This is a genomic window from Luteimonas terricola (assembly GCF_004352845.1).
GTDB lineage: Bacteria > Pseudomonadota > Gammaproteobacteria > Xanthomonadales > Xanthomonadaceae > Luteimonas > Luteimonas terricola.
The window spans coordinates 1-24,371 of the sequence record NZ_SJRX01000014.1; the positions used below are offsets into that span (position 1 = coordinate 1).

Annotated in this window: 22 protein-coding genes and 1 pseudogene; 9 read left to right on the plus strand and 14 right to left on the minus strand. The window is 68.0% G+C overall.

The genetic code is table 11. The annotated features are described in order from the left end of the window. Window positions 1–181, plus strand: a pseudogene (locus E2169_RS13735) (hypothetical protein); the annotation flags it as partial. A gap of 67 nt (window positions 182–248) precedes the next feature. On the opposite strand, the gene E2169_RS13740 reads toward E2169_RS13735, so the two are convergent. The 3 genes from E2169_RS13740 to E2169_RS13750 form a co-directional block, all read right to left on the minus strand. After that, complete coding sequence (locus E2169_RS13740) at window positions 249–464, minus strand: hypothetical protein (RefSeq protein WP_132987184.1); 216 nt, start codon at window positions 462–464, stop codon at window positions 249–251. 1,524 nt (window positions 465–1,988) lie between these two features. Continuing rightward, window positions 1,989–2,405, minus strand: a complete 417-nt coding sequence (locus E2169_RS13745; RefSeq protein WP_132987185.1) for a hypothetical protein — start codon at window positions 2,403–2,405, stop codon at window positions 1,989–1,991. A 26-nt stretch (window positions 2,406–2,431) separates the two neighbouring features. Next, on the minus strand, window positions 2,432–2,821 hold the full coding sequence (locus tag E2169_RS13750; protein WP_132987186.1) for a nuclear transport factor 2 family protein: 390 nt from the start codon (window positions 2,819–2,821) through the stop codon (window positions 2,432–2,434). A gap of 1,089 nt (window positions 2,822–3,910) precedes the next feature. Here E2169_RS13750 and E2169_RS13755 point away from each other — a divergent pair. Next, window positions 3,911–4,942 carry an integron integrase gene (locus E2169_RS13755; RefSeq protein WP_132987187.1) on the plus strand — a complete coding sequence of 344 codons (1,032 nt, stop codon included), beginning with the start codon at window positions 3,911–3,913 and terminating at the stop codon, window positions 4,940–4,942. Between the two features lie 114 nt (window positions 4,943–5,056). On the opposite strand, the gene E2169_RS13760 is transcribed toward E2169_RS13755, so the two are convergent. Next, window positions 5,057–5,536, minus strand: a complete 480-nt coding sequence (locus tag E2169_RS13760) for an Lrp/AsnC family transcriptional regulator (protein WP_132987188.1) — start codon at window positions 5,534–5,536, stop codon at window positions 5,057–5,059. Window positions 5,537–5,686: 150 nt separating this feature from the next. Between E2169_RS13760 and phhA the strand changes: the two genes are divergently transcribed. The 4 genes from phhA to E2169_RS13780 all read left to right on the plus strand — a co-directional run bounded on the left by phhA (window position 5,687) and on the right by E2169_RS13780 (window position 10,999). After that, window positions 5,687–6,589 (plus strand): phenylalanine 4-monooxygenase, encoded by a 903-nt coding sequence (phhA, locus tag E2169_RS13765; RefSeq protein WP_132987189.1) that lies wholly within the window; start codon window positions 5,687–5,689, stop codon window positions 6,587–6,589. 89 nt (window positions 6,590–6,678) lie between these two features. Beyond that, window positions 6,679–8,802: a TonB-dependent receptor gene (locus E2169_RS13770; RefSeq protein WP_132987190.1), complete on the plus strand. Its 2,124-nt coding sequence runs from the start codon at window positions 6,679–6,681 to the stop codon at window positions 8,800–8,802. A 131-nt stretch (window positions 8,803–8,933) separates the two neighbouring features. After that, window positions 8,934–9,947 (plus strand): class 1 fructose-bisphosphatase, encoded by a 1,014-nt coding sequence (locus tag E2169_RS13775; RefSeq protein ID WP_132987191.1) that lies wholly within the window; start codon window positions 8,934–8,936, stop codon window positions 9,945–9,947. A 341-nt stretch (window positions 9,948–10,288) separates the two neighbouring features. Beyond that, window positions 10,289–10,999, plus strand: a complete 711-nt coding sequence (locus tag E2169_RS13780) for a 2OG-Fe(II) oxygenase (RefSeq protein ID WP_132987192.1) — start codon at window positions 10,289–10,291, stop codon at window positions 10,997–10,999. A 302-nt stretch (window positions 11,000–11,301) separates the two neighbouring features. Here the strand turns inward: E2169_RS13780 and E2169_RS13785 are convergent, their stop codons facing one another. The 3 genes from E2169_RS13785 to E2169_RS13795 form a co-directional block, all read right to left on the minus strand. After that, complete coding sequence (locus E2169_RS13785; protein ID WP_207918401.1) at window positions 11,302–11,739, minus strand: response regulator; 438 nt, start codon at window positions 11,737–11,739, stop codon at window positions 11,302–11,304. Further along, window positions 11,736–12,470, minus strand: a complete 735-nt coding sequence (locus tag E2169_RS13790; protein ID WP_188726126.1) for a sensor histidine kinase — start codon at window positions 12,468–12,470, stop codon at window positions 11,736–11,738. The genes E2169_RS13785 and E2169_RS13790 overlap by 4 nt, the downstream gene beginning before the upstream one ends. A gap of 137 nt (window positions 12,471–12,607) precedes the next feature. Continuing rightward, window positions 12,608–13,729 carry a PA0069 family radical SAM protein gene (locus tag E2169_RS13795; protein ID WP_132987195.1) on the minus strand — a complete coding sequence of 374 codons (1,122 nt, stop codon included), beginning with the start codon at window positions 13,727–13,729 and terminating at the stop codon, window positions 12,608–12,610. Window positions 13,730–13,781: 52 nt separating this feature from the next. On the opposite strand from E2169_RS13795, the gene cls reads away from it, so the two are divergent. The 3 genes from cls to E2169_RS13810 all read left to right on the plus strand — a co-directional run bounded on the left by cls (window position 13,782) and on the right by E2169_RS13810 (window position 16,391). Further along, a complete protein-coding gene (cls, locus tag E2169_RS13800; RefSeq protein WP_132987205.1) occupies window positions 13,782–15,230 on the plus strand; it encodes a cardiolipin synthase in 1,449 nt (482 codons plus the stop codon). Window positions 15,231–15,342: 112 nt separating this feature from the next. Beyond that, the gene (locus tag E2169_RS13805) at window positions 15,343–15,618 is read left to right on the plus strand and encodes a hypothetical protein (RefSeq protein WP_132987196.1); all 276 of its coding nucleotides are present in this window, start codon (window positions 15,343–15,345) and stop codon (window positions 15,616–15,618) included. Between the two features lie 32 nt (window positions 15,619–15,650). Continuing rightward, window positions 15,651–16,391 (plus strand): pyridoxine 5'-phosphate synthase, encoded by a 741-nt coding sequence (locus tag E2169_RS13810; protein ID WP_132987197.1) that lies wholly within the window; start codon window positions 15,651–15,653, stop codon window positions 16,389–16,391. 400 nt (window positions 16,392–16,791) lie between these two features. On the opposite strand, the gene E2169_RS13815 is transcribed toward E2169_RS13810, so the two are convergent. From E2169_RS13815 to gyrB, 7 genes are all read right to left on the minus strand, one after another. After that, window positions 16,792–17,205, minus strand: coding sequence for an ExbD/TolR family protein (locus E2169_RS13815; RefSeq protein ID WP_132987198.1), 414 nt, complete (start codon window positions 17,203–17,205; stop codon window positions 16,792–16,794). Between the two features lie 15 nt (window positions 17,206–17,220). After that, window positions 17,221–17,646 carry an ExbD/TolR family protein gene (locus E2169_RS13820; RefSeq protein ID WP_132987199.1) on the minus strand — a complete coding sequence of 142 codons (426 nt, stop codon included), beginning with the start codon at window positions 17,644–17,646 and terminating at the stop codon, window positions 17,221–17,223. Between the two features lie 36 nt (window positions 17,647–17,682). Continuing rightward, window positions 17,683–18,429, minus strand: coding sequence for a MotA/TolQ/ExbB proton channel family protein (locus E2169_RS13825; protein WP_132987200.1), 747 nt, complete (start codon window positions 18,427–18,429; stop codon window positions 17,683–17,685). Window positions 18,430–18,526: 97 nt separating this feature from the next. Beyond that, entirely contained in the window at window positions 18,527–19,192 is a 666-nt protein-coding gene (locus tag E2169_RS13830; RefSeq protein ID WP_132987201.1) for an energy transducer TonB, read from the minus strand. Window positions 19,193–19,336: 144 nt separating this feature from the next. Further along, a complete protein-coding gene (locus E2169_RS13835; protein ID WP_132987202.1) occupies window positions 19,337–20,557 on the minus strand; it encodes a tetratricopeptide repeat protein in 1,221 nt (406 codons plus the stop codon). Window positions 20,558–20,673: 116 nt separating this feature from the next. Continuing rightward, complete coding sequence (locus tag E2169_RS13840; RefSeq protein WP_132987203.1) at window positions 20,674–21,489, minus strand: M48 family metallopeptidase; 816 nt, start codon at window positions 21,487–21,489, stop codon at window positions 20,674–20,676. Window positions 21,490–21,562: 73 nt separating this feature from the next. Then, complete coding sequence (gyrB, locus tag E2169_RS13845) at window positions 21,563–24,013, minus strand: DNA topoisomerase (ATP-hydrolyzing) subunit B (protein WP_132987204.1); 2,451 nt, start codon at window positions 24,011–24,013, stop codon at window positions 21,563–21,565. Between the last annotated feature and the right edge of the window lie 358 nt (window positions 24,014–24,371).

A 24,371-nucleotide genomic window follows, 5' to 3' on the forward strand; every position in this document is an offset into this window, starting at 1 on the left:
GTACATGGCCACGCTCTCGGCCGTGCGTTGGGATCCCACGATGAAGGCGCACTACCAGCAGCTGCGAGCACGTGGAAAGCTGGGCAAGGTGGCGCTGGTGGCGTGCATGCGGAAGCTGCTCGGGATCATCAATGCCAGGCGCCGCGACGAGCTTCGGGCCGAGGGCCTGGCACTGGCTTGAGCGGAACGCTTCAAGACAGTTGCTGAATTAAGCCGCGCCGCGAAGCGGCGTCGGCTTGAATGATTTGTTAGGCCTGCGACCGACGCTGCACCACCGACGTCACGCGGCCGATGACATACAGAACGATGCCGCCGATGAAGCTCCCGTAGGCAACCCGCAATAAAGTGTCGCCGGGAGCAATCGAGGCAGCCTGGGAGAAGAGCCAAGTCCCCAGAATGAGGCTAACGGCAAGCAATCCGAGTCCTACCGCGAGGTAGATGTTTGTAACGCCGAATCGAGCCATTGAATCTCTCCGTCCTTCAGATCGCCACACGCGGGCCTAACACCAGAGTTAAGCCGAGCAGCGTAGTGAAGCGAAACACATGGCAAGCTTTACCTGCCATGTGTTTTGCGTAACGAAGCGGATTCGGCTTGAACGACTTGTTAGGGCGCCGCTGCCCGGCACTTATGCCCAACCCGCGACGGCCCAACCCCTGAGCCGAACAGTACAACAAGTCTTGCTGGGGAGCTTGATCTGGCACGTGGCGCGAGCGGACGGTCGAATCGCGCGGCCAAGAACTCTCACCGCGCACTGCCCGAAGCCGAGCCGGCCGGTCGAATCTTGCGAAGAGTCGCGCCTGTCCGAAGCCGAGGTGCTGCCGGTCTGACTGCCGATGCCGGCACCGCGCGTGCGAGGTGCAAACGCTGCGGATAAGCGAGGCGCTGCAGGTTGCCTGGAACCCGGCAACAACGGTGCGGGAAACAAGGCCTAACACCAGAGTTAAGCCGCGCTGCAGCGGGGCGTGAAGCACATGGCAAGCTGTATCTGCCATGTGGTTTGCGCCCCGATGTGGCGTCGGCTTGAACGACTCGTTAGGCCGCCGCTGCCCGGCACCTGCGCCGAACGTCTGCAGCCCAACCCCAAACCGGAACACTACAACAACTTGGCGCGGCTGCGCCGTGCCCTGGAGCTACGAAGCGCGGAACGACAGCTCGCGCGCGCGAAGAGCCTCACCAAAACCTGACCGAAACCGACTCGGCGGGTCGAATCTTGCGAAAGAGTCGCGCGTGGCCGAAGCCGAGGTGTCGCAGGCGATTTTGCCGACACCACTCACCGCGCGTGCGAGGTGCCCACAGCGACAAATGAGCGGTGAACCTTACGCTACCGATGATGCTGATCCGGCAGTGCGGGAAACAAGGCCTAACACCCAAGTTAAGCCGAGCCGCGAAGCGGCTTCGGCTTGAACGCATTGTTAGGCATTGAGCCCGTGATGCACAAACTGAAGGGTGCAGAGTAGTGCACCTGACCAGCGAGGTCCTCAAACTGCACGCGGTAGCGCAGCTCATCGGAGATTGGAGTGCGCTCTGGAAGGTACAGAAGGAAGCTGGCCTCATCATCGGACCCGATGGAGACAGTTGCCAGAGGTAGCGGGCCATGCCCTGCCGGGCGTTTGTAGGTTTTTGGCGGATCAGATGCGCCGCTAAGCACCGCGTAGTAGGGCCAGCCCATCCGGAACGGTGGGCCCGACTCGCTTTGAGCCCTGATACGAAGCTTTCCCGGCCCAGAGTTGTGGACTATGAGCAACACGGACTGGTCTTGGGCAAAGCGCGCGCAGCTCTCGGCAGAGGAGCTGACGAGTGACGTGACAGACGAGGTCTGGGCTGGGGCATGTGCGCAGCCAGCCACTAGAGCCATCAGTAGCAGCGAACTCGACCTCATATGCCTAACACCTAAGTTAAGCCGAGACGCGTAGTGGAGCCAACCGCGTGGCAAGCTTTACCTGCCATGCGGTTGGTGGAGCGAAGCGGCTTCGGCTTGAACGCATTGTTAGGCTCCTAGCTGGCGGAGCCTGGCCTCGATCAGCGATCGGTCCACGAACCTGCCAGCAACAAGGACATGACGAGAAAACACGTTCGCGGTTGCGGTGAACCCAACGATAGCCCCAACAGCCAGCCCCACAAGGGCGGCAATCAAGGTGGCTCCTGAGGGCTGCCCAAACAGCTGCATGGCAGCAATAGCCACGGCCACTACCACGAGCCAAAGACCGGTCTTGGCGCCCATGCCCAAACGTTTGGGATAGCGAGGGTGATCCATCTGCTCAAGAAGCCCGCGCAGGAACCTTTTTTCTTCAGCAGGACTAAGAAGATCTTGCATAGGGCCTAACGCCTGAGTTAAGCCGACTTGCGTAGCGTAGCCGACAACGTGGCAAGCTTTACCCGCCACGTTGTTGGTGTAGCGAAGCAAGTTCGGCTTGAACGAATTGTTAGGCCTCAGGCCGGGTACTCTCCGCTGCGCTCTGCCGATTGAGGCGGCGGCACAATGCAAAGGTCTAGGCGCTTCAGCATACCGTCTTGCACCTTGGCGAGTACAAGACCAACAAGGCTTTCTCTTTCGCCCTGGGCAAGCACGACACAGGGCTGGAGCCCGCCATAGGCTGAAACCGTCCCCATCTCTGCGAAAACAGCCGAACCCGATGCTGCAATGGTTTGAAGTTTTGGCCGAAAGTAGTTCAGGAAATCTTCTTTCGACTCCAAGGCGGAAAAAACGCTCTGCGACTCATAAGTGAAGTCGTCGGCGAGCAATGGTTCGAGTGGCTCTACCGTGAGAGTGTTCAGTGAGCGCGCGTAGGCGCGCAATGCTTCCAGTTGTGTCAGCTCCACACGATGTCTCCCCTGAGGCCTAACGCCAGAGTTAAGCCGAGACGCGCAGTGGAGCGAAGCACATGGCAAGCTTTACCTGCCATGTGGTTTGCGGAACGAAGCGGCTTCGGCTTGAACGACTTGTTAGGCCGCCGCACGCCGAACTTGCGTCCGACCCTGCGACAACCCAACCCCTGAGCCGAACAGTACAACAAGTTTTGACGGGCAGCCTGGGCCGGCGATTGCCGCGGGCGGAGCCGAGCCGGGCAGCTCGCGCGGCCAGGAACCTTCACCGCGCTCCCGCCGAAGCCGACTCGGCGGGTCGAACCTTGCGGAGAGTCGCGCGCGCCCGAAGCCGAGGTGCTCCAGGCCCGACTGCCGATGCCTTCACCGCGTGTGCGAGGTGCAAACGCCGCAGATGCGCGGGATGCTCAAGGTCGCCTGAAGCTTGGCTACAACAGTGCGGGAAACAAGGCCTAACGCCTGAGTTAAGCCGAGCCCAAGCGCGTAGCGATTGGGCTTCGGCTTGAACGAATTGTTAGGCCCGCAGCGAGTGAAAAAGCAACGCCTGCCGCCAGCCCTAGTGCCCCACCTAGGCTGATCTGGGGCAGGCCGGGCAGCCGATGATCCCAAGAGAGTGCCCAAGTAAGCAGTGCAAATACTGCAGCGCCAATGACGGTGGAACCGAAGCAGACGGCAACGGCGCTAAGCCAACCCCGTGAGCGGAGCCAGAGCACGTAGGGGAGGCCAATACAAAGCATAGCAACAAGCGAAACTGGAACGGCTACGGTGAGAAATATGATGCTGTTGCTCAGCAAATAGCCGATCGAGCCACGATCAGACAAGCGGAACATTTCAGGCACAAGGACGCAGACGGGCGGTGCTATTGCCGCGGCTAGCGAACCTAACCAAATCGACCGTCGGTGTTGAGGATGTTTCATGCGGGCCTAACACTAAGTAGATTCCAAAAGCGGAATGTAGCAGGTTCCCCTATCGTCCACTTCTGACTTGTGGATCAGGAAAATCCCACTTGAAATCATGGCTTTGTCGCCTTTGCTGTTGGCGGCATCGCGGTAATGATTCCGGCAAATACCTCACGGATGAGGCGGTATGCCATACCGGGGCAAAGATGGGGCGGTAACCGGGCAACCCGCCGTCGCCAGCGACGCGGGCATCGCTGTCCAGCAGCCCCGCCTGCTCGACCAGGTCCGCATCCGCTGTCGGACGAAGCACTACAGCATCCGTACCGAGCGCGCTTATGTCGGCTGGGCGCGGCGCTTCATCCTCGCCAACGGGCGCCGACACCCGCGGGACCTGGGGCTTGCCGAGGTGGAGGCCTTCCTCTCTTCGCTCGCGGTGCATGACAACGTTGCAGCCAGTACGCAGAACCAGGCGCTTTCGGCGCTGCTGTTCCTCTACAAGGAGGTGCTCGGACTCGAGCTGCCGTGGGTCGGTTCGGTCACGCGGGCCAAGCGGCCGAAGCGGCTTCCGGTCGTGCTCACGCATGCCGAGGTGCGGGCGCTGCTGTCGCAGGTCGATGGCCAGGTCGGCCTGATGGCGTCGTTGCTCTACGGGGCGGGCATGCGCCTGATGGAGGCGGTGCGGCTGCGGGTGAAGGACGTGGACTTTGGGCGCCGGGAGATCATCGTGCGCAACGGCAAGGGCGGGAAGGATCGCCGGGTGCCGCTGCCGCGCACGCTGGAGGCGGCGCTGAAGGCCCAGCTCGGGCGGGCGCGGGTGCTGCATGCGCGCGATGTGGAGCTTGGCTTCGGGGAGGTGTGGTTGCCGCATGCGCTGTCGCGGAAGTATCCGACGGCGGCGCGCGAGTTCGGCTGGCAGTGGGTGTTCCCGGCGCGGCAGCTGTCGGTGGATCCGCGCAGCGGGACGAAGCGGCGGCACCACGTCGACGAGTCGGTGCTGCAGCGCGCGGTGAAGGCGGCGCGGTTGGCGGCGGGCATCGACAAGCCGGCCACGTGCCACACGCTGCGACATTCCTTCGCGACGCATCTGCTGGAATCGGGTCACGACATCCGCACGGTCCAGGAACTGCTCGGGCACAACGACGTGGCCACGACGCAAATCTATACCCATGTGCTGGGCCGCGGGGCGGGTGGGGTGCTCAGTCCGCTCGATCGGGAGTGAGCCGGCAGCGCGCGGGGCCGTCGGAGATTCGCCGCCGCGCCGTCGGTCATGTCGGTCATGTCGGCCGCGTTGGCGTGTTGGCGTGTCGGCCATGTCGGCCGCTTCGCGACGCGCTCACGCGGTCGGTAGCGGGAGCCCCCGCATCGCTTTCACGGTGCGCAGCACGAAGCTGGAGTTCACGTCGCCCACGCCGGGGCGGGCCAGCACGCGGTCGAGCAGGAAGCGGGAGAAGTGTTCGAGGTCGGTCACCACCACCTGCAGCAGGTAGTCCATGTCGCCGGTCAGGGCGTGGCAGGTGACGACTTCGTCCCAGTCGTTCACGCCGCGGGCGAAGTCGGCGACGGCGGCGGCGTCGTGGTGGTTGAGGCGGATGCGGACGAAGGCGGTCAGGCCCAGGCCCAGGTGTTCGGGATCGACTTCGGCACGGTAGCCGGCGATCACGCCGCTGCGTTCGAGCCGCTGCACGCGGCGCAGGCAGGCCGAGGGCGAGAGGTGCACGCGTTCGGCCAGTTCGGCATTGCTCAGGCGGCCGTGCGCCTGGAGTTCGGCCAGGAGCTGGATGTCGGTGCGGTCGAGGCTTTCGTTTGCAGCCATGGGACGCCTCCCGGCGTTGCGCAATATTCTTGCGCGCATAAGCGGATATGACGCAATAAGCGCAACCATATTGCGCCCGCGCCGCGCTAGAGTCGAGATATAGCCGCTTCCATGCGCACGAAACTGCACCCATCAGAGACGGAGCCGCCGATGTCCGCCCAAGCCCCCACCCAGCCCCGCCGGGTCGAGAACCTCCACACCGACAAGGGCAAGGTCCCGGTCTACGCCACGGGCATCGTCGAGCAGCACTGGGACGGGTACTCCGCCGAGGACCACGCCACCTGGGCGACGCTGTTCGCGCGCCAGCGCGAGCTGCTGGTCGGGCGCGCCAGCACGGAGTTCCTGCGTGCGCAGGACGCGATGGGGATGACGCCCGACCGCATCCCGAAGTACGACGACCTCAACCAGGTGCTGGAGCCGGCCACGGGCTGGCGGTTGATCGGGGTCGAGGGGCTGCTGCCGGAGCTGGACTTCTTCGAGCACCTGGCCAACCGGCGCTTCCCGGTGACCTGGTGGATCCGGCGCCCCGAGCAGATCGATTACATCGAGGAGCCGGATCTCTTCCACGACCTGTTCGGCCACGTGCCGCTGCTGATGAATCCGGTGTTCGCCGACTACATGGCGGCCTATGGCCGCGGCGGCGTGAAGGCGCACGCGATCGGCACCGATGCGCTGCAGAACCTGACGCGGCTGTACTGGTACACGGTGGAGTTCGGGCTGATCCGCGAGGCCGAGGGGCTGCGGATCTACGGCAGCGGCATCGTGTCGTCCAGCGGCGAGTCGGTGCATGCGCTGGAGTCGCCGGCGCCCAACCGGATCGGCTTCGACCTCGAGCGCATCATGCGCACGCGCTATCGCATCGATACCTATCAGAAGACCTATTTCGTGATCGACAGCTTCGAGCAGCTGATGGCGGCGACCGATCCGGACTTCACCCCGATCTACGCACGCTTGTCCGAGCAGGATTCGATCCCCGCGGGCACGGTGCTGGAGTCGGACACCGTGCACCACCGCGGCACCGGCGAGGGCTGGTCCACCGACGGCGACGTCTGACGGCCGCCCACACAACCAGGCCCCCTCCGCCTCCCCGTGGAACAATCCGTTGAGGGCCCCGTGCACACCTCCTGGTCCACAATGGCCGGATGCCTTCCCCCACCTGCTCCGCACGCCTCCCCGCGCTCTCCTTCTCCGCCCTCGCCGTGGCCCTCGCCGCGCCGCTGGCCGCCTTCGCCGCGCCGGCCCCCTCCGCCACCACCCTCGATCCGGTCGTCGTCGAAGCCACCCGGCTGCGCACGGTCCCGGCCTTCGACACCCCCGCCTCCACCGCCACCATCGACCTCAGCGGTGAGCGCGCCAACGCCGACGCCGATGTCTCCGAGATCCTCCGCGGCATCCCCGGCCTGCTGGCGCGCGACCGGCAGAACCTGGCGCAGGACACGCAGCTGTCGATCCGCGGCTTCGGCGCGCGCGCGACCTTCGGGGTGCGCGGGCTGCGGCTGTACGCGGACGGCATCCCGGCGTCGATGCCCGACGGCCAGGGCCAGCTCTCGCACTTCAGCATCGCCGGCGCGGATCGCGTGGAAGTCCTGCGCGGTCCGTTTTCCGCCCTGCACGGCAACTCGTCGGGCGGCGTGGTCTCGATCCACAGCGCCGACGGCCAGGCCGGCGATCCCTGGCGGCTGCGGGCGACGGTCGGCAACGACGGCACCTGGACCGGCGCGGCGCGCTTGCTCGGCGGCAACGACATCGTCGGCTACAACTTCGCGTTCTCGCGCCTGGATACCGATGGCTGGCGCGACCATTCCGCGGCGCGGCGCGACGTCGCCAACCTCAAGCTCGGCGTCGACCTGGGCGATCACCGCAGGCTGAGCTTCGTCCTCAACCACGTCGACATCCCCGAGGCGCGCGATCCGCTCGGCCTTACCGCGGCGCAGATGCGCGAAGACCCGCGCCAGGCTGTGGCCAATGCCTACGTCTACGACACGCGCAAGAGCGTGCGCCAGTCGCAGGCGGGCGCGGTCTACGAGCACGGGCTGGGCGATGCGCACGCGCTGCGGGTGTCCGCCTGGGGCGGCGACCGCGAGGTGACGCAGGTGCTGCCGATCCCGCCGGCGCCGCAGGCCAATCCGCTGCATTCGGGCGGGGTGATCGACCTCGACAACCGCTACGCGGGCTTCGATGCGCGCTGGTCGTGGAGCGGCAGCCTGGCCTCGCGGCCGCTGGAGCTGACGGCGGGTGCCAATGGCGAACGCCAGCGGCAGCGTCGCCGCGGCTTCGAGAATTTCGTCGGCGACGAACCCGGCGTGCGCGGTGCGCTGCGCCGCGACGAGCGCAACGAGGTCGAGACCGACGACCTCTACGCGCAGGCCTGGTGGCAGCTGGCGCCGCGCTGGTCGCTGCTGGCGGGTGCGCGCCGCAGCGAAGTCACCTTCACGTCGCGCGACCACTACGTCGCCGCCGGCAATCCCGACGACAGCGGGCGCGTGGACTACTCGGAAACCTCCCCGGTCGCCGGCATCACCTTCGCGCCTTCGGAGCACCTGCGTGTCTACGCGTCGGTCGGTCGCGGCTTCGAGACGCCGACCTTCAACGAGCTCTCCTACCGCGCCGACGGCGGCGCCGGCCTGGCTTTCGGGCTGCGGCCGGCGGTCAGCGACAACCACGAGCTCGGGCTGAAGTGGCGCACGCCCACGGGCGGCCTGCTCGAGGCGGCGCTGTTCCGTGCCGACACCGACGACGAGATCGCCGTGGCCACCAACGTCGCGGGGCGCAGCAGCTATCGCAACGCCGGCAGCGCGCGCCGCCAGGGCGTGGAGCTGGCCTGGTCGCAGCCGCTGGGCGAAGCCTGGGACCTGCGCCTGGCGGCCACGGAGCTGGAAGCGGAGTTCCGGGGTGGCACCGCCGCGGACGGCAGCATCAACCGTGCAGGCCGGATCCCCGGCGTGCCCGAACGCCAGGCCTTCGCGCGCCTGCAGTGGCACGGCGGCGCCTGGACCGCGGCGTTCGAAGCCGAAGCCATGGGCGACGTCATGGTCAACGATGCCGGCACCGGATCGGCGCCCGGCCACGGCCTGCTGCACGTCGAGGCCTCGCGGCGCTGGCCCACGGCGGCCGGCCCGGTGCGCCTGTTCGCGCGCATCGACAACCTCCTCGACCGCGACCACGTCGGCTCGGTGATCGTGAACGAGGGCAACGGCCGCTTCTACGAGCCCGGCGCCGGCCGCGGCTGGCTGCTCGGCCTCGAATGGCAGTTCGACCGCCGCTGACGCGGGGCCGTCACCGAAGCCCAACGTCTTCCCGCCCCCCAATCTCGAAGCCGCGTTGTGGAAGCGCCCCTCCTGCAGTCCTTCCCACCTTCGGCGACAATGGCGGCATCTCCCACCATCACAGGCCCGCGATGTCCAGCCACGTCTCCCTCACCCGCCACCTGATCGAGGAGCAGCGCGCCGGCCGCATCAACGCCGACCTGCGCCAGCTGATCGCGGTGGTCGCGCGCGCCTGCACCAGCATCTCGATCGCGGTCGGCAAGGGCGCGCTCGGCGGCGTGCTCGGCGACGCCGGCACCGGCAACGTGCAGGGCGAGGCGCAGAAGAAGCTCGACGTCATCAGCAACGACATCCTGCTCGAGGCCAACGCCTGGGGCGGCCATCTCGCGGCCTGCGCCTCGGAGGAGATGGAGCACTGCCATCCCATCCCCGATGCCTATCCGCGTGGCAACTACCTGCTGCTGTTCGATCCCCTGGACGGCTCCAGCAACATCGACGTCAACGTTTCGGTGGGCACGATCTTCTCGGTGCTGCGCTGCCCCGAAGGCGTCACCGCCGCCCGCGACGAGGACTTCCTGCAGCCCGGCAGCGCCCAGGTCGCCGCCGGCTACTGCGTCTACGGCCCGCAGACCACCCTGGTGCTGACCTTCGGCCACGGCACCCACGCCTTCACCCTGGACCGCGAACAGGGCGTCTTCGTGCTCACCCGCGAGGCCATCCGCGTCCCGGAGGAGACGAAGGAGTTCGCGATCAACATGTCCAACCAGCGGCACTGGGAAGCGCCGATGCAGGACTACGTGCGCGACCTGCTGGTGGGCAGCGAAGGCCCGCGCGGCAAGGACTTCAACATGCGCTGGATCGCGTCGATGGTCGCCGACGTGCACCGCATCCTCACCCGCGGCGGCATCTTCATCTATCCGTGGGACAAAAAGGATCCATCCAAGGCCGGCAAGCTGCGGCTGATGTACGAAGCCAACCCGATGTCCTTCCTGGTCGAACAGGCCGGCGGCGCCGCCACCAACGGCCGCGACCGCATCATGGACATCGCGCCCTCGCAGCTGCACCAGCGCGTGCCCGTCTTCCTCGGCTCGAAGTCCGAAGTCGAAGCCGCCACCCGCTACCACCGCGACCACGACGCCGCCTGACCAGTTGATCGACTGACTGTGGGAGCGGCTACAGCCGCGAAAGCTTTGCCACGGATTTGCGCGGATTACGCGGATTTGGCCGAGGCCAGTGCCAAGGGCACGCGCTGTACAGGCTTTCTTTCAGATAGGCTTTTGGCGCGCTGTCCGGAATGGGCTCCGGGCCCCACGCTTGCCTCGGCCAAATCCGCGTAATCCGCGCAAATCCGTGGCAAAAAAGCTCTTCGCTTTCTTCTGCTCCTTTCGCTCTATCCGCGCTCATCCGTGGCAAAAAGATTTCGCCCTCCCCATGGCATAAGCTTTCCGTCTCGCGGCCATGGCCGCTCTTCCAGAGAACGACTCCGATGAGTGAAGGCGGCAGCGCGGACTTCATCGAGGTGACGCCCGGGGCCGTCGACGCCGCGACCTGCGCCTCCATCGTCGAGCGCATGCGCGCCAGCGACGCGCTGCAGCCCGGGCGCGTGGGCAGCGGCGTGTTTCCCGAGCTGAAGAACAGCCGCGACATCGCCCTGGCCGGCCGTGCCGACTGGGCCGACGTCGAGCAGGCGCTGAACGTGGCCGTCTACCGCGGCCTGCTCAACTACATCCGCCGCTGGCCGCAGGTCCTGATCGCGCCGCTGATGCTGCAGCAGCCCGGCCCCGACGGCGCACTGCGCCGCCTGCAGGCCGACGACATCGCCGCCATGGACGATCGCGCGCTCGGCCAGCTGGTCACGGCCTGCCTGCGCCCCGGCAGCATGAACCTGCAGTGGTACGCCGCGGGCCAGGGCGGCTATCCCTACTGGCACTGCGAACTCTACCCGCGCGACCCGCAGGCCGAGACCCTGCACCGCCACCTGCTGTGGACGGTCTATCTCAACGACGGCTTCGAGGCCGGCGAGACCGAGTTCATGTTCCAGCAGCGCAAGGTGAAGCCGCGCGTGGGCGACCTCCTGATCGCACCGACCGCCTTCACCCACACCCACCGCGGCAACCGGCCCGAGGGCGGCGACAAGTTCATCGCCACCAGCTGGATCCTCTTCCACCGCGCCGAAACCCTCTTCCCCGCCACCTGACCGCTCTTGTAGGAGCGGCTGCAGCCGCGAGAAGCAGAAGAGCTTTTTTGCCACGGATTTGCGCGGATAACGCGGATTTGGCCGAGGCAAGCGTGCGGCCCAGGGCTCATTCCGGACATCTCGCCAAAAGCCCATCCGATAAAAAGCCTTGTACAGCGCGTGCCCTCAGCACTGGCCTCAGCCAAATCCGCGTTATCCGCGCAAATCCGTGGCAAAAAAAGCTCTTGGCTTCTTCTGCCCTTTCCGCTCTATCAGTGCAAATCCGTGGCTGAGGCTTTTCCGATCGCGGCCATAGCCGAGGCTCAGCCCTCGCGCGGGTGGTTCAGCATCAGCCAGTACATGCCCACCTGCTTCACCGCCCACATGAACTGGCCGAAGTCCACCGGCTTGCGGATGTAGCTGTTGGCACCGAGCGAGTAGCAGGCCTCGACGTCGAAGGGTTCGGTGCTCGTGGTCATCACCACCACCGGCAGGCTGCGCGTGCCGGCATCGGCGCGGATCGCCTGCAGCACCTCGCGGCCGTCCATGCGCGGCATGTTGAGGTCCAGCAGTACCAGCGAAGGCTGTTCGTGGCGCTGGAGGCCGGCGTAATCACCGCGGCCGAACAGGTAGTCCAGCGCATCGGCGCCGTTGCCCACGACGTGCAGCGGGTTGGCGATCTTGGCTTCGGCAAAGGCGATGCGGGTGAGCTCGACGTCGTCCGGGTTGTCCTCGACCAGCAGGATCGGGCGCGTGCTCATGATGGCCTGGCGCCATCTGACGCGGGCAGTTCGACGTGGAACACGCTGCCCTCGCCGATCACGGTATCCACGTCGATGCGCCCGCCCAGGCGCGCGGCGATGCGCTGTGCGATCGCCAGGCCCAGGCCGTGGCCGCCGCCCTCGTCGGGGCCGTGCATGCGCTGGAAGGGCTCGAAGGCGCGGCCGGCGTGGCGTGGCTCGAATCCGCTGCCCTGGTCGCGCACGTGGATGCGGACGATGTCGCCATCGCGCTCGGCGTCGATCACGATGCGCACCGCGTCGCGGCCGGCGGAGAATTTCCAGGCGTTGTGCAGCAGGTGGTCGAACAGCTGCTTGAGCTGGCGCTCGTCGGCGCGCACGCGGATGCCCGGCTGCACGCTGGCCTCCACCGCGCGCGCGGGCTCGGCGTCGCGCAGTTCCACCAGCGCCCAGTCGGCAAGCAGGCTGGCGTCGATGTCGTGGATGTCGAGGTGGTCGTGGGACGCGCGCGACAGCGCCTGCAGCGCATCGATCAGTCCCGCCATCCGCGCGGCGGCGGCACGGATGCGCGCCAGGTGATCACGCCCGGTGGCATCGAGCGCGTCGCCGGAATGGGCATCGAGCATCGCCGCGAAACCTTCGATCGCTCGCAGCGGCGCACGCAGGTCGTGGGCGATCCCGTACGACACCAGGGCGTGGTCCTGCAGCACGCGGGTGAGTTCGGCCTGGCATTCGCGCAGCTGTCCGCCCACATCGTCTGGCGGCGTTCCGGCATGGTCTGGTTCCGCCGTAGCACCACCGGAACGGCGCGGCCCGTGGCTCAACTCCTGCTTCATCGCGGCACCGTACACCACCGCGGCGTGGTGGCGGCGTATAGGTTCGGCGACGCCTAGAACAGGCTGCCCTGCGGCGAGGCCGCCGAGATCCGGGGCGGCTCGAACCGGCTGCAATCCAGCTCTGGCGGCCGCGTGAAGCCCAGCTGTCGACAAGCGCGGGTAAAGCGCGACGCCAGCAGCTGCGCGAACGGCCCCTCGCCCCTCATCCGCGTGCCGAAGGCGCTGTCGTAGTCGCGGCCGCCGCGCATCTGGGCGACCAGGCTCATCACGTGCGCGGCGCGCTCGGGATAGTGCTGGGCCAGCCACTCGCGCCAGATCTCCCTGAGCTCGTGCGGCAGGCGCAGCAGCACGTAGGAGGCAGCGCCGGCACCGGCCTCGCGCGCGGCGCCGAGGATGGCCTCGAGCTCGCCGTCGGTGATCGCCGGGATCACCGGCGCCACCATCACGCTCACCGGCACCCCGGCGGCGTGCAGGCCGGCGATCGCCTTCAGCCGCGAGTGCGGCGCCGAGGCGCGCGGCTCCATGCGCGCGGCCAGCCGGTTGTCGAGCGTGGTCACCGACAGCGACACCTGCACCAGCTTGTCCCGGGCCATCGGCGCCAGCAGGTCCAGGTCGCGCAGCACCAGCGCGTTCTTGGTGATCAGGTGCACGGGGTGCCGGGTTTCGGCCAGCACTTCGAGCAGCTCGCGGGTGATGCGCTGGCGGCGTTCGAGCGGCTGGTAGGCATCGGTGTTCACGCCCAGCGCGATCGGCGAGCACCGGTAGCGCGGCCGCGCGAGCTCGGCCCGCAGCAGTTCGGCGGCGTTGGTCTTGGCGAACAGCCGGGTCTCGAAGTCCAGGCCCGGCGACAGGTCCAGGTAGGCGTGGCTGGGACGGGCGAAGCAGTACACGCAGCCGTGCTCGCAGCCCCGGTACGGATTGATCGACTGGCTGAAGCCGATGTCGGGCGACTGGTTGCGGCTGATGATGCTGCGCGCGCGTTCGGTGGTGACCACGGTGTCGGGGCCGGACTCCAGCGCCTCGCCGCTGGCGTCGCTGAAGTCGTGGCCCGAGCCCCAGCCATCGTCCTCGCGGCTGGCGCTGCGCTGCTCGAAGCGGCCGGCCACGCGCGACCCCGCACCGCGCCCCTTCAGGGGGCCAAGGATCGCAAGCCTCGCTTTGCCGTCGTCGCGCATCGGGCTAGCCTACGACTGCTGCGTCGCGGCTTCTGCGACCGGGGGACACGTTCTGGACGCGTTGCGCGAAGCCTGGCAGGGACTGCTCACGATTCCCCACCTGGGCAGCTGGCTGCTGGCGGCCTGGGCTGCCTACCTGCTGCTGCTCGGCGGCTGGATCGTCCTGCAGAAACGGGAGCCGGTGGCGACGCTGAGCTGGCTGCTGGGCCTGGCGCTGCTGCCCTACCTCGGCTTCTTCATCTACCAGGTGTTCGGGCCGCAGAGGATCAAGCGCCAGCGGCTGCGCCGGGCGCGCAGCCGCCAGGCGCTGCCCCCCGAGGACTTCTTCGCCGACGCCGCCCACGCCGACGCCGCCGAACTCGCGCGGCTGGGCCTGGCGACCACCGGCCTGGCGCCGGCAAGCGCGCGCGACGTGCGCCTGCTGGTGGACGGCGCCGCCAAGTACCAGGCGCTGCTCGCCGACATCGCGAAGGCGACGAAGCACGTGCACCTGGAGTACTACATCTACGAGCCCGACCGCACCGGCGCGGCGCTGCGCGACGCCCTGGCCGGGCGCGCCCGTGCCGGGGTGCGCGTGCGCTTGCTGGTGGACGCCATCGGCTCGGCGCGTTCGCGGCGCTTCTTCAAGCCGCTGCTCGAAGCCGGTGGCGAAGTGGCGTGGTTCCATCCGATGCGCTTCGGCCACGTCTGGCGGCGGCCCTGGGCCAACCTCCGCACCCACCGCAAGATCGTGGTCATCGACGGCCGCGTCGCCTACACCGGCGGCATGAACGTCACCGATGAACAGGACGAGCGCCTGGGCGATGCCGCCTACCGCGACCTGCACCTGCGCCTGGAAGGCGAAGTGGTGCGCGCGTTGCAACTGGTGTTCTGCGAGGACTGGGCCTACGCCACCGGCGATCGCGACTTCCTGTCCAGCGTGGCGCGGGACACGCCGCGCGAGGCCGCGCCGGGCCCGGTGCGCGCGCAGGTGCTGGTGTCCGGACCGGACTCCCCCTGGGAGGCGATCCACCGCCTGCACGTCTCCGCGATCCAGGCGGCGAAGACCCGGGTGTGGATGACCACGCCCTACTTCGTGCCCGGCGAGGCCGCGATGATGGCCCTGACCTCGGCCGCGCTGGCCGGGCTCGACGTGCGCCTGCTGGTGCCGCGCGAAAGCGATTCGAAGCTGGTCACCCTGGCCGCGCGCTCCTACTTCGGCCCGCTGCTGGTGGCCGGGGTGAAGATCCACGAGTACGGTCCGCGCATGCTGCACAGCAAGTCGCTGCTGGTCGACGACGCCCTGGTGCTGGTGGGCAGCGCCAACTTCGACCACCGCAGCTTCCGCCTCAACTTCGAGGTCTCGGTGCTGTTCGACGATCCCGGCCTCGCCGCGGAGCTCGCGACGCTCATCGAGGGCGAGTGCGCGCATGCGCCGCGCGTGCAGCGCGGGCGCCACCGGCCGCTGCTGGGCGCGCGCCTGCCCGAGGCACTGGCCCGACTGATGTCCCCGCTGCTGTAGCGCCGCAGCCGACGGAACTGCGACCGGCGGCACGCTGACGCCGCCGGGCGGCCGCGCAGGCGGGCGCAGGCCCGGGCTAGACTTCGATTCCCGGTTTCCGCGGAGGCGTGCGATGCCCTGGTTGTTCCTGCTGCTGGCCGTGGCCGCCTTTGCGGTGGCGCTGAATTCCTCATCGATGGCCGTGGCCGTCGCCTGCCTGCTCGCGGCGCTGGCCGCCACCGTGGCCTGGGTCCTCGGCCTGCTGGCGCAGCGCGTGGGCAACCAGGCGCGCGACGATTCGATGATGCTCGACCCCGTCGAGCTCAAGCGCCTGCGCGACCAGGCCGACGCCCGCCGTGCCGGCGCCGGCGCCGCGTCGAACGCAGGCGCCGAGCCGCCCCGGTCCTGAACCGCGTCCGCCGGCAGCGTATCCTGCCGGCCATGACCCGCCTCAGCGTCAACCTCAACAAGATCGCGGTGCTGCGCAATTCGCGCGGCGGCGCCGAGCCCGACCTGCTGCGCGCTGCGCGCACCTGCCTGGACGCCGGAGCCCACGGCCTCACCCTGCATCCCCGTCCCGACGCCCGCCACGCGCGCGCCGACGACGTCATGGCGCTGGCGGCGCTGGCGGGCGAACGCGGCGTCGAGCTCAACCTCGAGGGCAATCCCTTCGCCCCGCCGCGGCCCGGCTACCCCGGCTTCTTGGCCCTGTGCCGCGAAGCCCGGCCCACCCAGGCCACCCTGGTCCCCGACGACGACGGCCAGATCACCTCCGACCATGGCTTCGACTTCGCCCGCGACGGCGCGCGGCTGGCGCCGCTGGTGGCCGAGCTGCGGGCGCTGGGCTGCCGCGTCAGCCTGTTCGCCGATGCCGGCAGCGCGGTCGAGGCCGCGGCCGACGCCGGCGCCGACCGCATCGAGATCTACACCGGCCCCTTCGCCGCCGCGCACGCCTCCGGCAACGCCGCCGCCGCGCTGGCCGCCTGCGCCGACACCGCGCGCCGCGCGCGCGCGGCCGGGCTGGGCGTGAACGCCGGCCATGACCTCAGCCAGGACAACCTCGGCGCCTTCCTGGCCGCGGTACCCGGCATCGAAGAAGTATCGATCGGCCACGCCCTCATCGGCGAAGCCCTGTACCAAGGCCTGGCCACGACCGTGTCCCGCTACCTCGCGCTGCTGTAGCTGTCGCTTTCATGGGCGGCCGGAAAAGCCTTTGCCACGGATTTGCGCGGATTACGCGGATCTGGCCGAGGCAAGCGTGGGGCCCGGAGCCCATTCCGGACAGCGCGCCAAAAGCCTATCTGAAAAAAAGCCTGTACAGCGCGTGCCCTCGGCACTGGCCTCGGCCAGATCCGCGTAATCCGCGCAAATCCGTGGCAAAAAAGCTCTTCGCCCTTTCCCTTCTCCGCTCTATCCGTGTAAATCCGCCTTATTCGCGTAAATCCGTGGCAAAGGCTCTTCGCTTCCACCCCAGCCTCCCCCCGAACAAAAAAGCGCCGCCCTTTGTGGGGCGGCGCAAAAAAGCAAGCGTGGTGTCCGGTCCGGCGCGCTGCAGGCGACGCCGGGCGGATCTTGCGGTGAGCTAGTTCTTGACGAAGCCGATCTTCAGCATCTGCGCGTTCTTCGCTTCGGCGAGGACCTTGGTCAGCACCCCGTAGTCGGCGCTCTCGTTGACGTCGAGCTCGAGCGTGGGCTGGTTGCCCGGATCCCGCTGGACCTCGCTCTCCATCATGTTGCGCAAAGCCGAGACCGGCGTCGGGCTGTTGTTCCAGTAGACCTGGCCGGTGCTGTCGATCCGGAGCTTGATCGGCTCCGGCGGATCGACCGGATTGTCCGGCCGATTCGGCGAGCGCTGCGGCAGATCGATGTCGATCGGATACGACAGCTGGGGGGCCGTGACCATGAAGATGATGAGCAGCACCAGCATCACGTCGCAGAGCGGAATGATGTTGATGTCGGCCATCGGGCCTTCGCCGGCGTTGGATGAAAAAGCCATGCTGCTAACTCCGGGTCAGTTGCTCTCGCGGGTGGCGACGAAGCCCACCTTGCGCATGCCTGCGGCCTGCGCAAGATCGACGACTTCCTTCACCATCCCGTACTTCGTGGTCCTGTCGGCGCGGACGTTGACCGGCGGCTGGGGAGTCTTCTGGGCCTCGACGGCCAGCGAACTCTCCAACAGCTGGAGCGTGACCGGCTGGTCGTTGAGGTAGACCTCTCCGTTGTCGGTCACCGCGACGGTGATCGGCGGCACGGGCGGCGCGGTTTCGGGCCGCTCGTCCAGGTTGGCCTCGGGAAGCACGACCTCGACCTTGTGGGCCATCAGCGGTGCCGTGACCATGAAGATGATCAGCAGCACCAGCATCACGTCGACCAGCGGCACGATGTTGATCGTGGCGTTGACCTTGTCATGGCCGTTACCGCTTGATGTGTAAGCCATGTCGGTTCTCCCTTGGGCCTGTCCGTTCCGGCGCGATCAGCGCTTCTGCTCGCCGACGCGCGAACCGGTGGCGAAGAAGTCGTGCAGGTCGTGGGCGAAGGTGTCGAGCTTGTAGTTCAGGCCGCGGTTGAGGCGGACGAAGAAGTTGTAGCCCAGCACCGCCGGGATCGCGACGCCGAGGCCGAGCGCGGTCATGATCAGCGCCTCGCCGACCGGACCGGCCACCGCACCGATGTCGGCCTGGCCGCTGGCACCGATGCGGATCAGGGCGCGGTAGATGCCCCACACGGTGCCGAGCAGGCCGACGAACGGCGCGGTCGAACCGACGGTGGCGAGCACGGTCAGGCCGGCCTCGAGCTTCAGCGACTCGCGGGTCACGCCCTGGCGCAGCGCGCGGTCGACGAACTCGGAGCGGTTGAGCGACTCGACCAGGCGCGAACCTTCGTGGCGCTGGTGGTGCGCGGCGGCCTGGGCGGCGTCAAGGGCGACCTTGGAGAAGGGCTCGCTCTTGGGCTCTTCTTCCATCGCGCGGATCGCGTCCTGGGCGCTCTGGGTTTCCCAGAACGTGCTGATCACGCGATCGGCGCTTCCGCGCAGACGCATGTGCTTGATGGCATTGAAGATGATCCAGTAGATCGACATGGCCGACATCACCAGCAGGGTGATGAGCACCACCCAGCCGACGGCATCCATGTGTTGGAGCATGTCCGCAAAGCCCATCTGCTGGAGCGCAGCGGCGTTGCTGCCACCGGCGGCGGGGACGTTAGTGGTTTCCTGCAGCATGACGCTTACCTTCTAGATGTTGTGGTGTTGGAAGTGTGTAGCGGGCACAGCGGGTATTGCATTTTGGATGCGGTGGCGCGCCTGGACGCGCCGCCGGTCAGAGGACGAAGTCCACCGGGACGCGGACGCGTCCGGCGACCGCGACGCCGTCGCGGACCTCGGGGTTGAAGCGCCACCTGCGCGCGGCGTCGATCGCAGCGCGGTCGAGGTCGCGGTTGCGGCTGGACTTCTCTACCGAAACGTTGGTCACGTTGCCGCTGGCATCGACCTCGACGATCAGGATCACCTGGCCGGTGATGCCCGAGCGCAGGGCCGCCGGCGGATACTTCGGCGGATTCATGCTCCGGGACGACGGATCGACGCTGGCGCCGATGTTCGGCGTCGGGGCCGGCGGGGCCGGGGGTGCCGGCGGCGGGGCCGGGGTGTCCATCGGCGAAGGTTCGTCGAAGATCACCGGCGGATCCTCCGGCGGCGGCGGCAGCGGCGACGGCTGCGGCGGCACCAGCTCGCGGATCGGCTGCGGCTCCGGCGGCTTCGGCGGCGGCGGCGGCGGCGGGGGGGGCGGCGGCGGCGGCTCGATGATCACCACGCGGGTGACCTGCTCCGGCTCCGGCTCGGCGCCCGGCGGGTTGACCGGGGCCAGCAGGAGCAGGACGGCGGCGGCGTGGAACGCCACCACCATGGTGAAGCCGGCGATACGCGCCCAGTTCAGGCCCTCGTCCTGGTCATTGTTCCGGTCGGGGGTCGTGGCGTGCTGCGTCATGCGGGGAACTCGTCTCTGGCCGGGCCGCGAGCGCCCCGAGTGGTGTCTGGACCCGTGCACGTGTTCTGCGCGGGAATTCCCAAGCTTATACCAATCTTGTTGCGCGGTTCTACCGCGCCGTACGTATTGCTGCTGGGCACTTCGTCAGCGCGCCAGGAGCTTGCGCGCCTCGCCCGGATCGGGCAGGCCCTTGTCCAGCGCCTTCTGCGCGGCCGCCTTCGATTCGGCGTCGCGGCCTTCATTGGCCAGCACCTTGGCGAGGTTGAGATAGGTGCCGCCGTCGTCGTCGAGCGGCGCGGCCTTCTCGTAGGCATCGATCGCCTTGTCGTACTGGTCGGTGAAGTAATACGCCTGCGCGAGCGAGGAGTAGGTGCGGTGGTCCGGCTTGAGGATGCCCTTCTGCAGGCCTTCGTTGATCACCTCGATTGCCTTGTGCTCGCCGCTGTCGGTGTTGAGGTACAGGGCCGACAGGTTGTTGTAGTCGCGCTCTTCAGTCAGTTCGCCGGCCTGACGCAGGCGCTCATAGACGGCGATCGCCTTGGGATAGTCGTCGGACTGCAGGTAAACGCTGGCAAGGTTGAGCTGGGCGCGCTTGTCGCCGGGGGTCTGCGCGGCCACCTGTTCGGCGAGCGTGGCGGCTTCGTTCGCGCGGCCGCTCTCGGCGTAGGACGCCATCAGCAGCTGGGTCCAGTCGGCGCGGGCCTCGGGATTGCCCTTGACCAACGGCTCGATCGCCGCGATCGCTTCGTCGTAGCGCTCCAGGCGGTACAGGGCGTTGCCACGCAGCACCTGCACGTCGGCCTTGTCGGTCTTCGTCTCGGCAACCAGGCGGTCGAGGGTGGCCAGGGATCCGGCGTAGTCGTCCTCCTGGATCTGGATCTGGGCCAGCGTGAGCATCGTGCCGAAGTGCTGGTTGTTGTCGAGGCCGTCGAGCTCGATGACCTCCCTCAGGTAGCTCTTGGCGCGCTCGTTGTCGACGTCGATCAGCAGGTCGGCGAGCAGGCGCAGCGTGATGGCACGCTCGTAGGCGTTGGCCTTGTCGTTTTCGAGGATGTGCACTGCGGCGGCCTCGGCGGCGGCGAGGTCGCCGGCCTGCTGGGCATCGGACACCTTGTTGATGCGCGGAGCAATGCGCGATGTCGAGCGCAGGCCGGGATCCTTGCGGGTAGCGGCCGGATATTCGTCGGCGGCGGCGCCCTTCTTCGTTCCCTTCTCGCCGCCTTCGAGCGCGGCCTGTCGCGCGGCGCGGCGTTCAGCGGCGCGTTCTGTGGCCGACTGCGCGAAGGCGTCGGCGGCAGTGCCCAGGGTGAGGACCGCGGCGATCGCGGTGACCAGGAGTTGGCGATGGATCTTGCTGGCGGACATGGTTGACCTCGGTGTTCGTTGCACGCGACGCCGGACGCCGGCCTGTGCGAGGGGTGCCAAAACTACCAGAATCAGGGCCGATGGCGCGAGCGGACCATCGGACGATGGCGGTTTGTTCAGCCGCAGGCAGGGCGGCGTCCGGCGCTGCGGGCCGCTTCCCAGGTCGGCACGAGGCCGGTGGCGCGCGTCTGCAGCTCGCCGATGCGGGCGGCGGGATCGGGGTGGGTCGACAGCCACTGCGGCGCACGGTTGCCGCTGCTGGCGGCGATCATGTTCTGCCACAGGTTGACCGCCTGGCGCGGGTCGAAGCCGGCCTGGGCCATCAGGCGCTGCCCGACGACGTCGGCCTCGCTCTCCTGCACGCGCGAGCCCGGGAGCAGGAACGCGGTCTGCAACGCGGCGCCGCCCAGCTGGTTGGTGGTCTGGGTCGCACCCTCGCCGTAGCGCGAGCCGACCAGCGCACCGACCACGCCCAGCCCGGCCTGCGCGCCCATCTGGCGGGTGATGCGCTCGTCATGGTGGTTGGCGATCACGTGCCCGATCTCGTGCGCGATCACCGCCGCCAGCTGGTCCTGGTTGCGCGCGACGCTGAAGATGCCGGTGTACACACCGACCTTGCCGCCGGGCAGCGCGAAGGCGTTGGGGTTGTCGTCGACGAAGACCGCCGACTCCCAGGCGATCTGCCGCTGTGCCGCCGGCAGCTGGGCCACGACCGCGCGCACCACGCAGTCGACGTAGCGCTTCTGCGTCGCGTTGCCGGTCTGCTTCATCTGCGCCTTCTGCTCGGCGAAGGCCTGGGCGCCGAGCTGGTTGAGCTGCTCCTGCGACACCGCGCCCACGTACTGGGTGCGGCCGGTCGGCGAGGTCGTGGTGGCGCAGGCCGCGACCGCCAGGGTGGCGGCGACGGCGGCGGCAAGCGGGAGAATCCTCATGGGGGTGCGTCCTGGTTGGGCTTCGGTTCTTGTTGTAGACGCCGCCGCCTGAAGGCGGCGTCAACCGGCCCGGTCAGACGTCGAGGTTGGACACCCTCAGGGCGTTGTCTTCGATGAAGGCCCGGCGCGGTTCGACCACGTCGCCCATCAGGGTACTGAAGATCTGGTCGGCGGCAACCGCATCCTCGATCGTCACCTGCAGCAGGCGCCGGGTTTCCGGGTTGACCGTGGTGTCCCAGAGCTGCTCGGGGTTCATTTCACCCAGGCCCTTGAAGCGCTGGATCTGGCGCCCCTTCTTGGCCTCCTCGAGCAGCCAGGCCTGGGCCTGGCCGAAGCTGGTGACCGGCTGCGCGCGGTTGCCGCGGACGATCTGCGCGCCCTCGCGCACCAGGCCGTGCAGCAGCGCGGCGGCGTCACGGAGCGCGCGCAGCTCGCCGCCTTCGAAGGCCGAGAACGGCAGCACCTGGACCGCGTCCACGCCCATGTGCCGGCGCTTGACCACCAGCGCGGGGCCGGCGGCGTGGGTGGCGGGCTGGAATTCCAGCGCATAGCGCGGCTTGCCAAGGCCTGATTCGTTGAGGCGCCGCTCGAGCAGGTCGAGTTCGTGGCGCTCGTCGACGTTCCCGGCCAGGACCTCGGCGTCCAGCGGCGTGAAGTCGATCAGCGCGCCCAGCACCTCGGGGTCGTAGCGCCAGGCGTTGCGGGCGATGGTCTCGCGCGCGGCGGCATAGGTCAGCAGCAGCTTCTCCAGCGCCCCGCCGCTGATGCCGGGCTCGCCGTCGGCAGGCACCAGGCTCGCGTTCTCCACGGCGTTGCCGGCGAGGTAGGCGTCGAGCGCGGCGTCATCCTTCAGGTACAGCTCCGCCTTGCCCTGCTTGATCTTGTACAGCGGCGGCAGGCCGATGTAGATGTGGCCGCGCTCGATCAGCTCCGGCATCTGCCGGTAGAAGAAGGTCAGCAGCAAGGTGCGGATGTGGGCGCCGTCGACGTCGGCGTCGGTCATGATGATGATGCGGTGGTAGCGCAGCTTGTCCGGGTTGTATTCGTCCTTGCCGATGCCGGTGCCCAGCGCGGTGATCAGCGTGCCGACCTCGGCCGACGCCAGCATGCGGTCGAAGCGCGCGCGCTCGACGTTGAGGATCTTGCCGCGCAGCGGCAGCACCGCCTGGTTCTTGCGGTTGCGGCCCTGCTTGGCGGAGCCGCCGGCGGAGTCGCCCTCGACGATGAAGAGTTCCGACAGCGCCGGATCCTTTTCCTGGCAGTCGGCGAGCTTGCCCGGCAGGCCGGCGATGTCCAGCGCGCCCTTGCGGCGGGTCAGGTCACGCGCCTTGCGCGCGGCCTCGCGGGCGCGGGCGGCGTCGACGATCTTGCCGGCGATGGCCTTGGCTTCGTTCGGGTGCTCCTGCAGGAAGGCCTCGAGCTTGGCGCCGAAGGTGTGCTCCACCACCGGGCGCACGTCGGAACTGACCAGCTTTTCCTTGGTCTGCGAGGAGAAGCTCGGGTCCGGCACCTTCACCGACAGCACCGCGATCATGCCTTCGCGCATGTCGTCGCCCGACAGCTGCACCTTGGCCTGCTTCGCGATCCCGCTCTGCTCGATGTAGTTGGTGAGCGTGCGCGTGAGGGCCGCGCGGAAGCCGATCAGGTGGGTGCCGCCGTCCTTCTGCGGGATGTTGTTGGTGAAGCAGAACATGGTCTCCTGGTAGGAGTCCGTCCACTGCAGCGCGACCTCGACGGTGATGCCGTTCTGTTCGCCGATCACCGAGATCACCTTCGGATGCAGCGGCGTCTTCAGCTGCGCCAGGTGCTCGACGAACGAGGCGATGCCGCCCTCGTACTGGAACACGTCGCGGCGCGACTCGCCGCGCTCGTCGCTGAGCGTGATCTTGACGCCCGAGTTGAGGAACGAAAGCTCGCGCAGGCGGCGCGCCAGCACGTCGTAATGGAACTCGACGTCGCTGAAAATCGCCGTGGCCGGCTTGAAGCGCAGCGTGGTGCCGCGACGGCCGCTGGAGGGGCCCATCACCTTGAGCGGGTACAGCGGCTCGCCCAGGGCGTATTCCTGGACGTGGTGCTCGCCGTCGCGCCAGATGTCGAGCCACAGGTGCTCGCTGAGCGCGTTGACCACCGACACGCCGACGCCGTGCAGGCCGCCGGAAACCTTGTAGCTGTTGTCGTCGAACTTGCCGCCGGCATGCAGCACGGTGAGGATGACCTCGGCCGCCGAGACGTGCTCTTCCTTGTGGATGTCGACCGGGATGCCACGGCCGTTGTCGGACACCGAAACCGAACCGTCCTCATGGATGGTGACGGTGACATCGTCGGCGTGGCCGGCCAGGGCCTCGTCGATCGAGTTGTCGACCACCTCGAACACCATGTGGTGCAGGCCGGTGCCATCGTGCACGTCGCCGATGTACATGCCGGGTCGCTTGCGGACGGCCTCGAGGCCGCGCAGGACGGTGATCTTGCTGGAGTCGTAGCCGGTGTTGGCGGGCGCGAGGGTGCTGCCGGTGTCTTCGGTCATCTGGGTCGTTCTGGCCGTTGGGGATCGCCCAGCAACGGCCGGCGCGGCAAGGCCGGCGCAAGACACATTACTTATAGGGGCTTGAGGCGGGCATTATACCAGTTCGCAGCCCTTGGCAAGGACTTTGAGCCAGTCCGGCAGGTGGATGGCAGGTTTGCCCGGAAGAACCGGCGCGGCGGCCTGGAGTAGTTCCACGTGAAACAAATTTAGGTTCATTCCCCATCTCCGGGGAAACGGTTCCGACGAGGAGTGTCTGTTTCCTTCGCCATGCGTCGCCGTGACGTGGAGGGCCCCACCGTGGCCGGGAGGCCTTCGCGGCGCATGTCCCCCCGCCTCCCCCAGGCGGCGGATGCCTCCT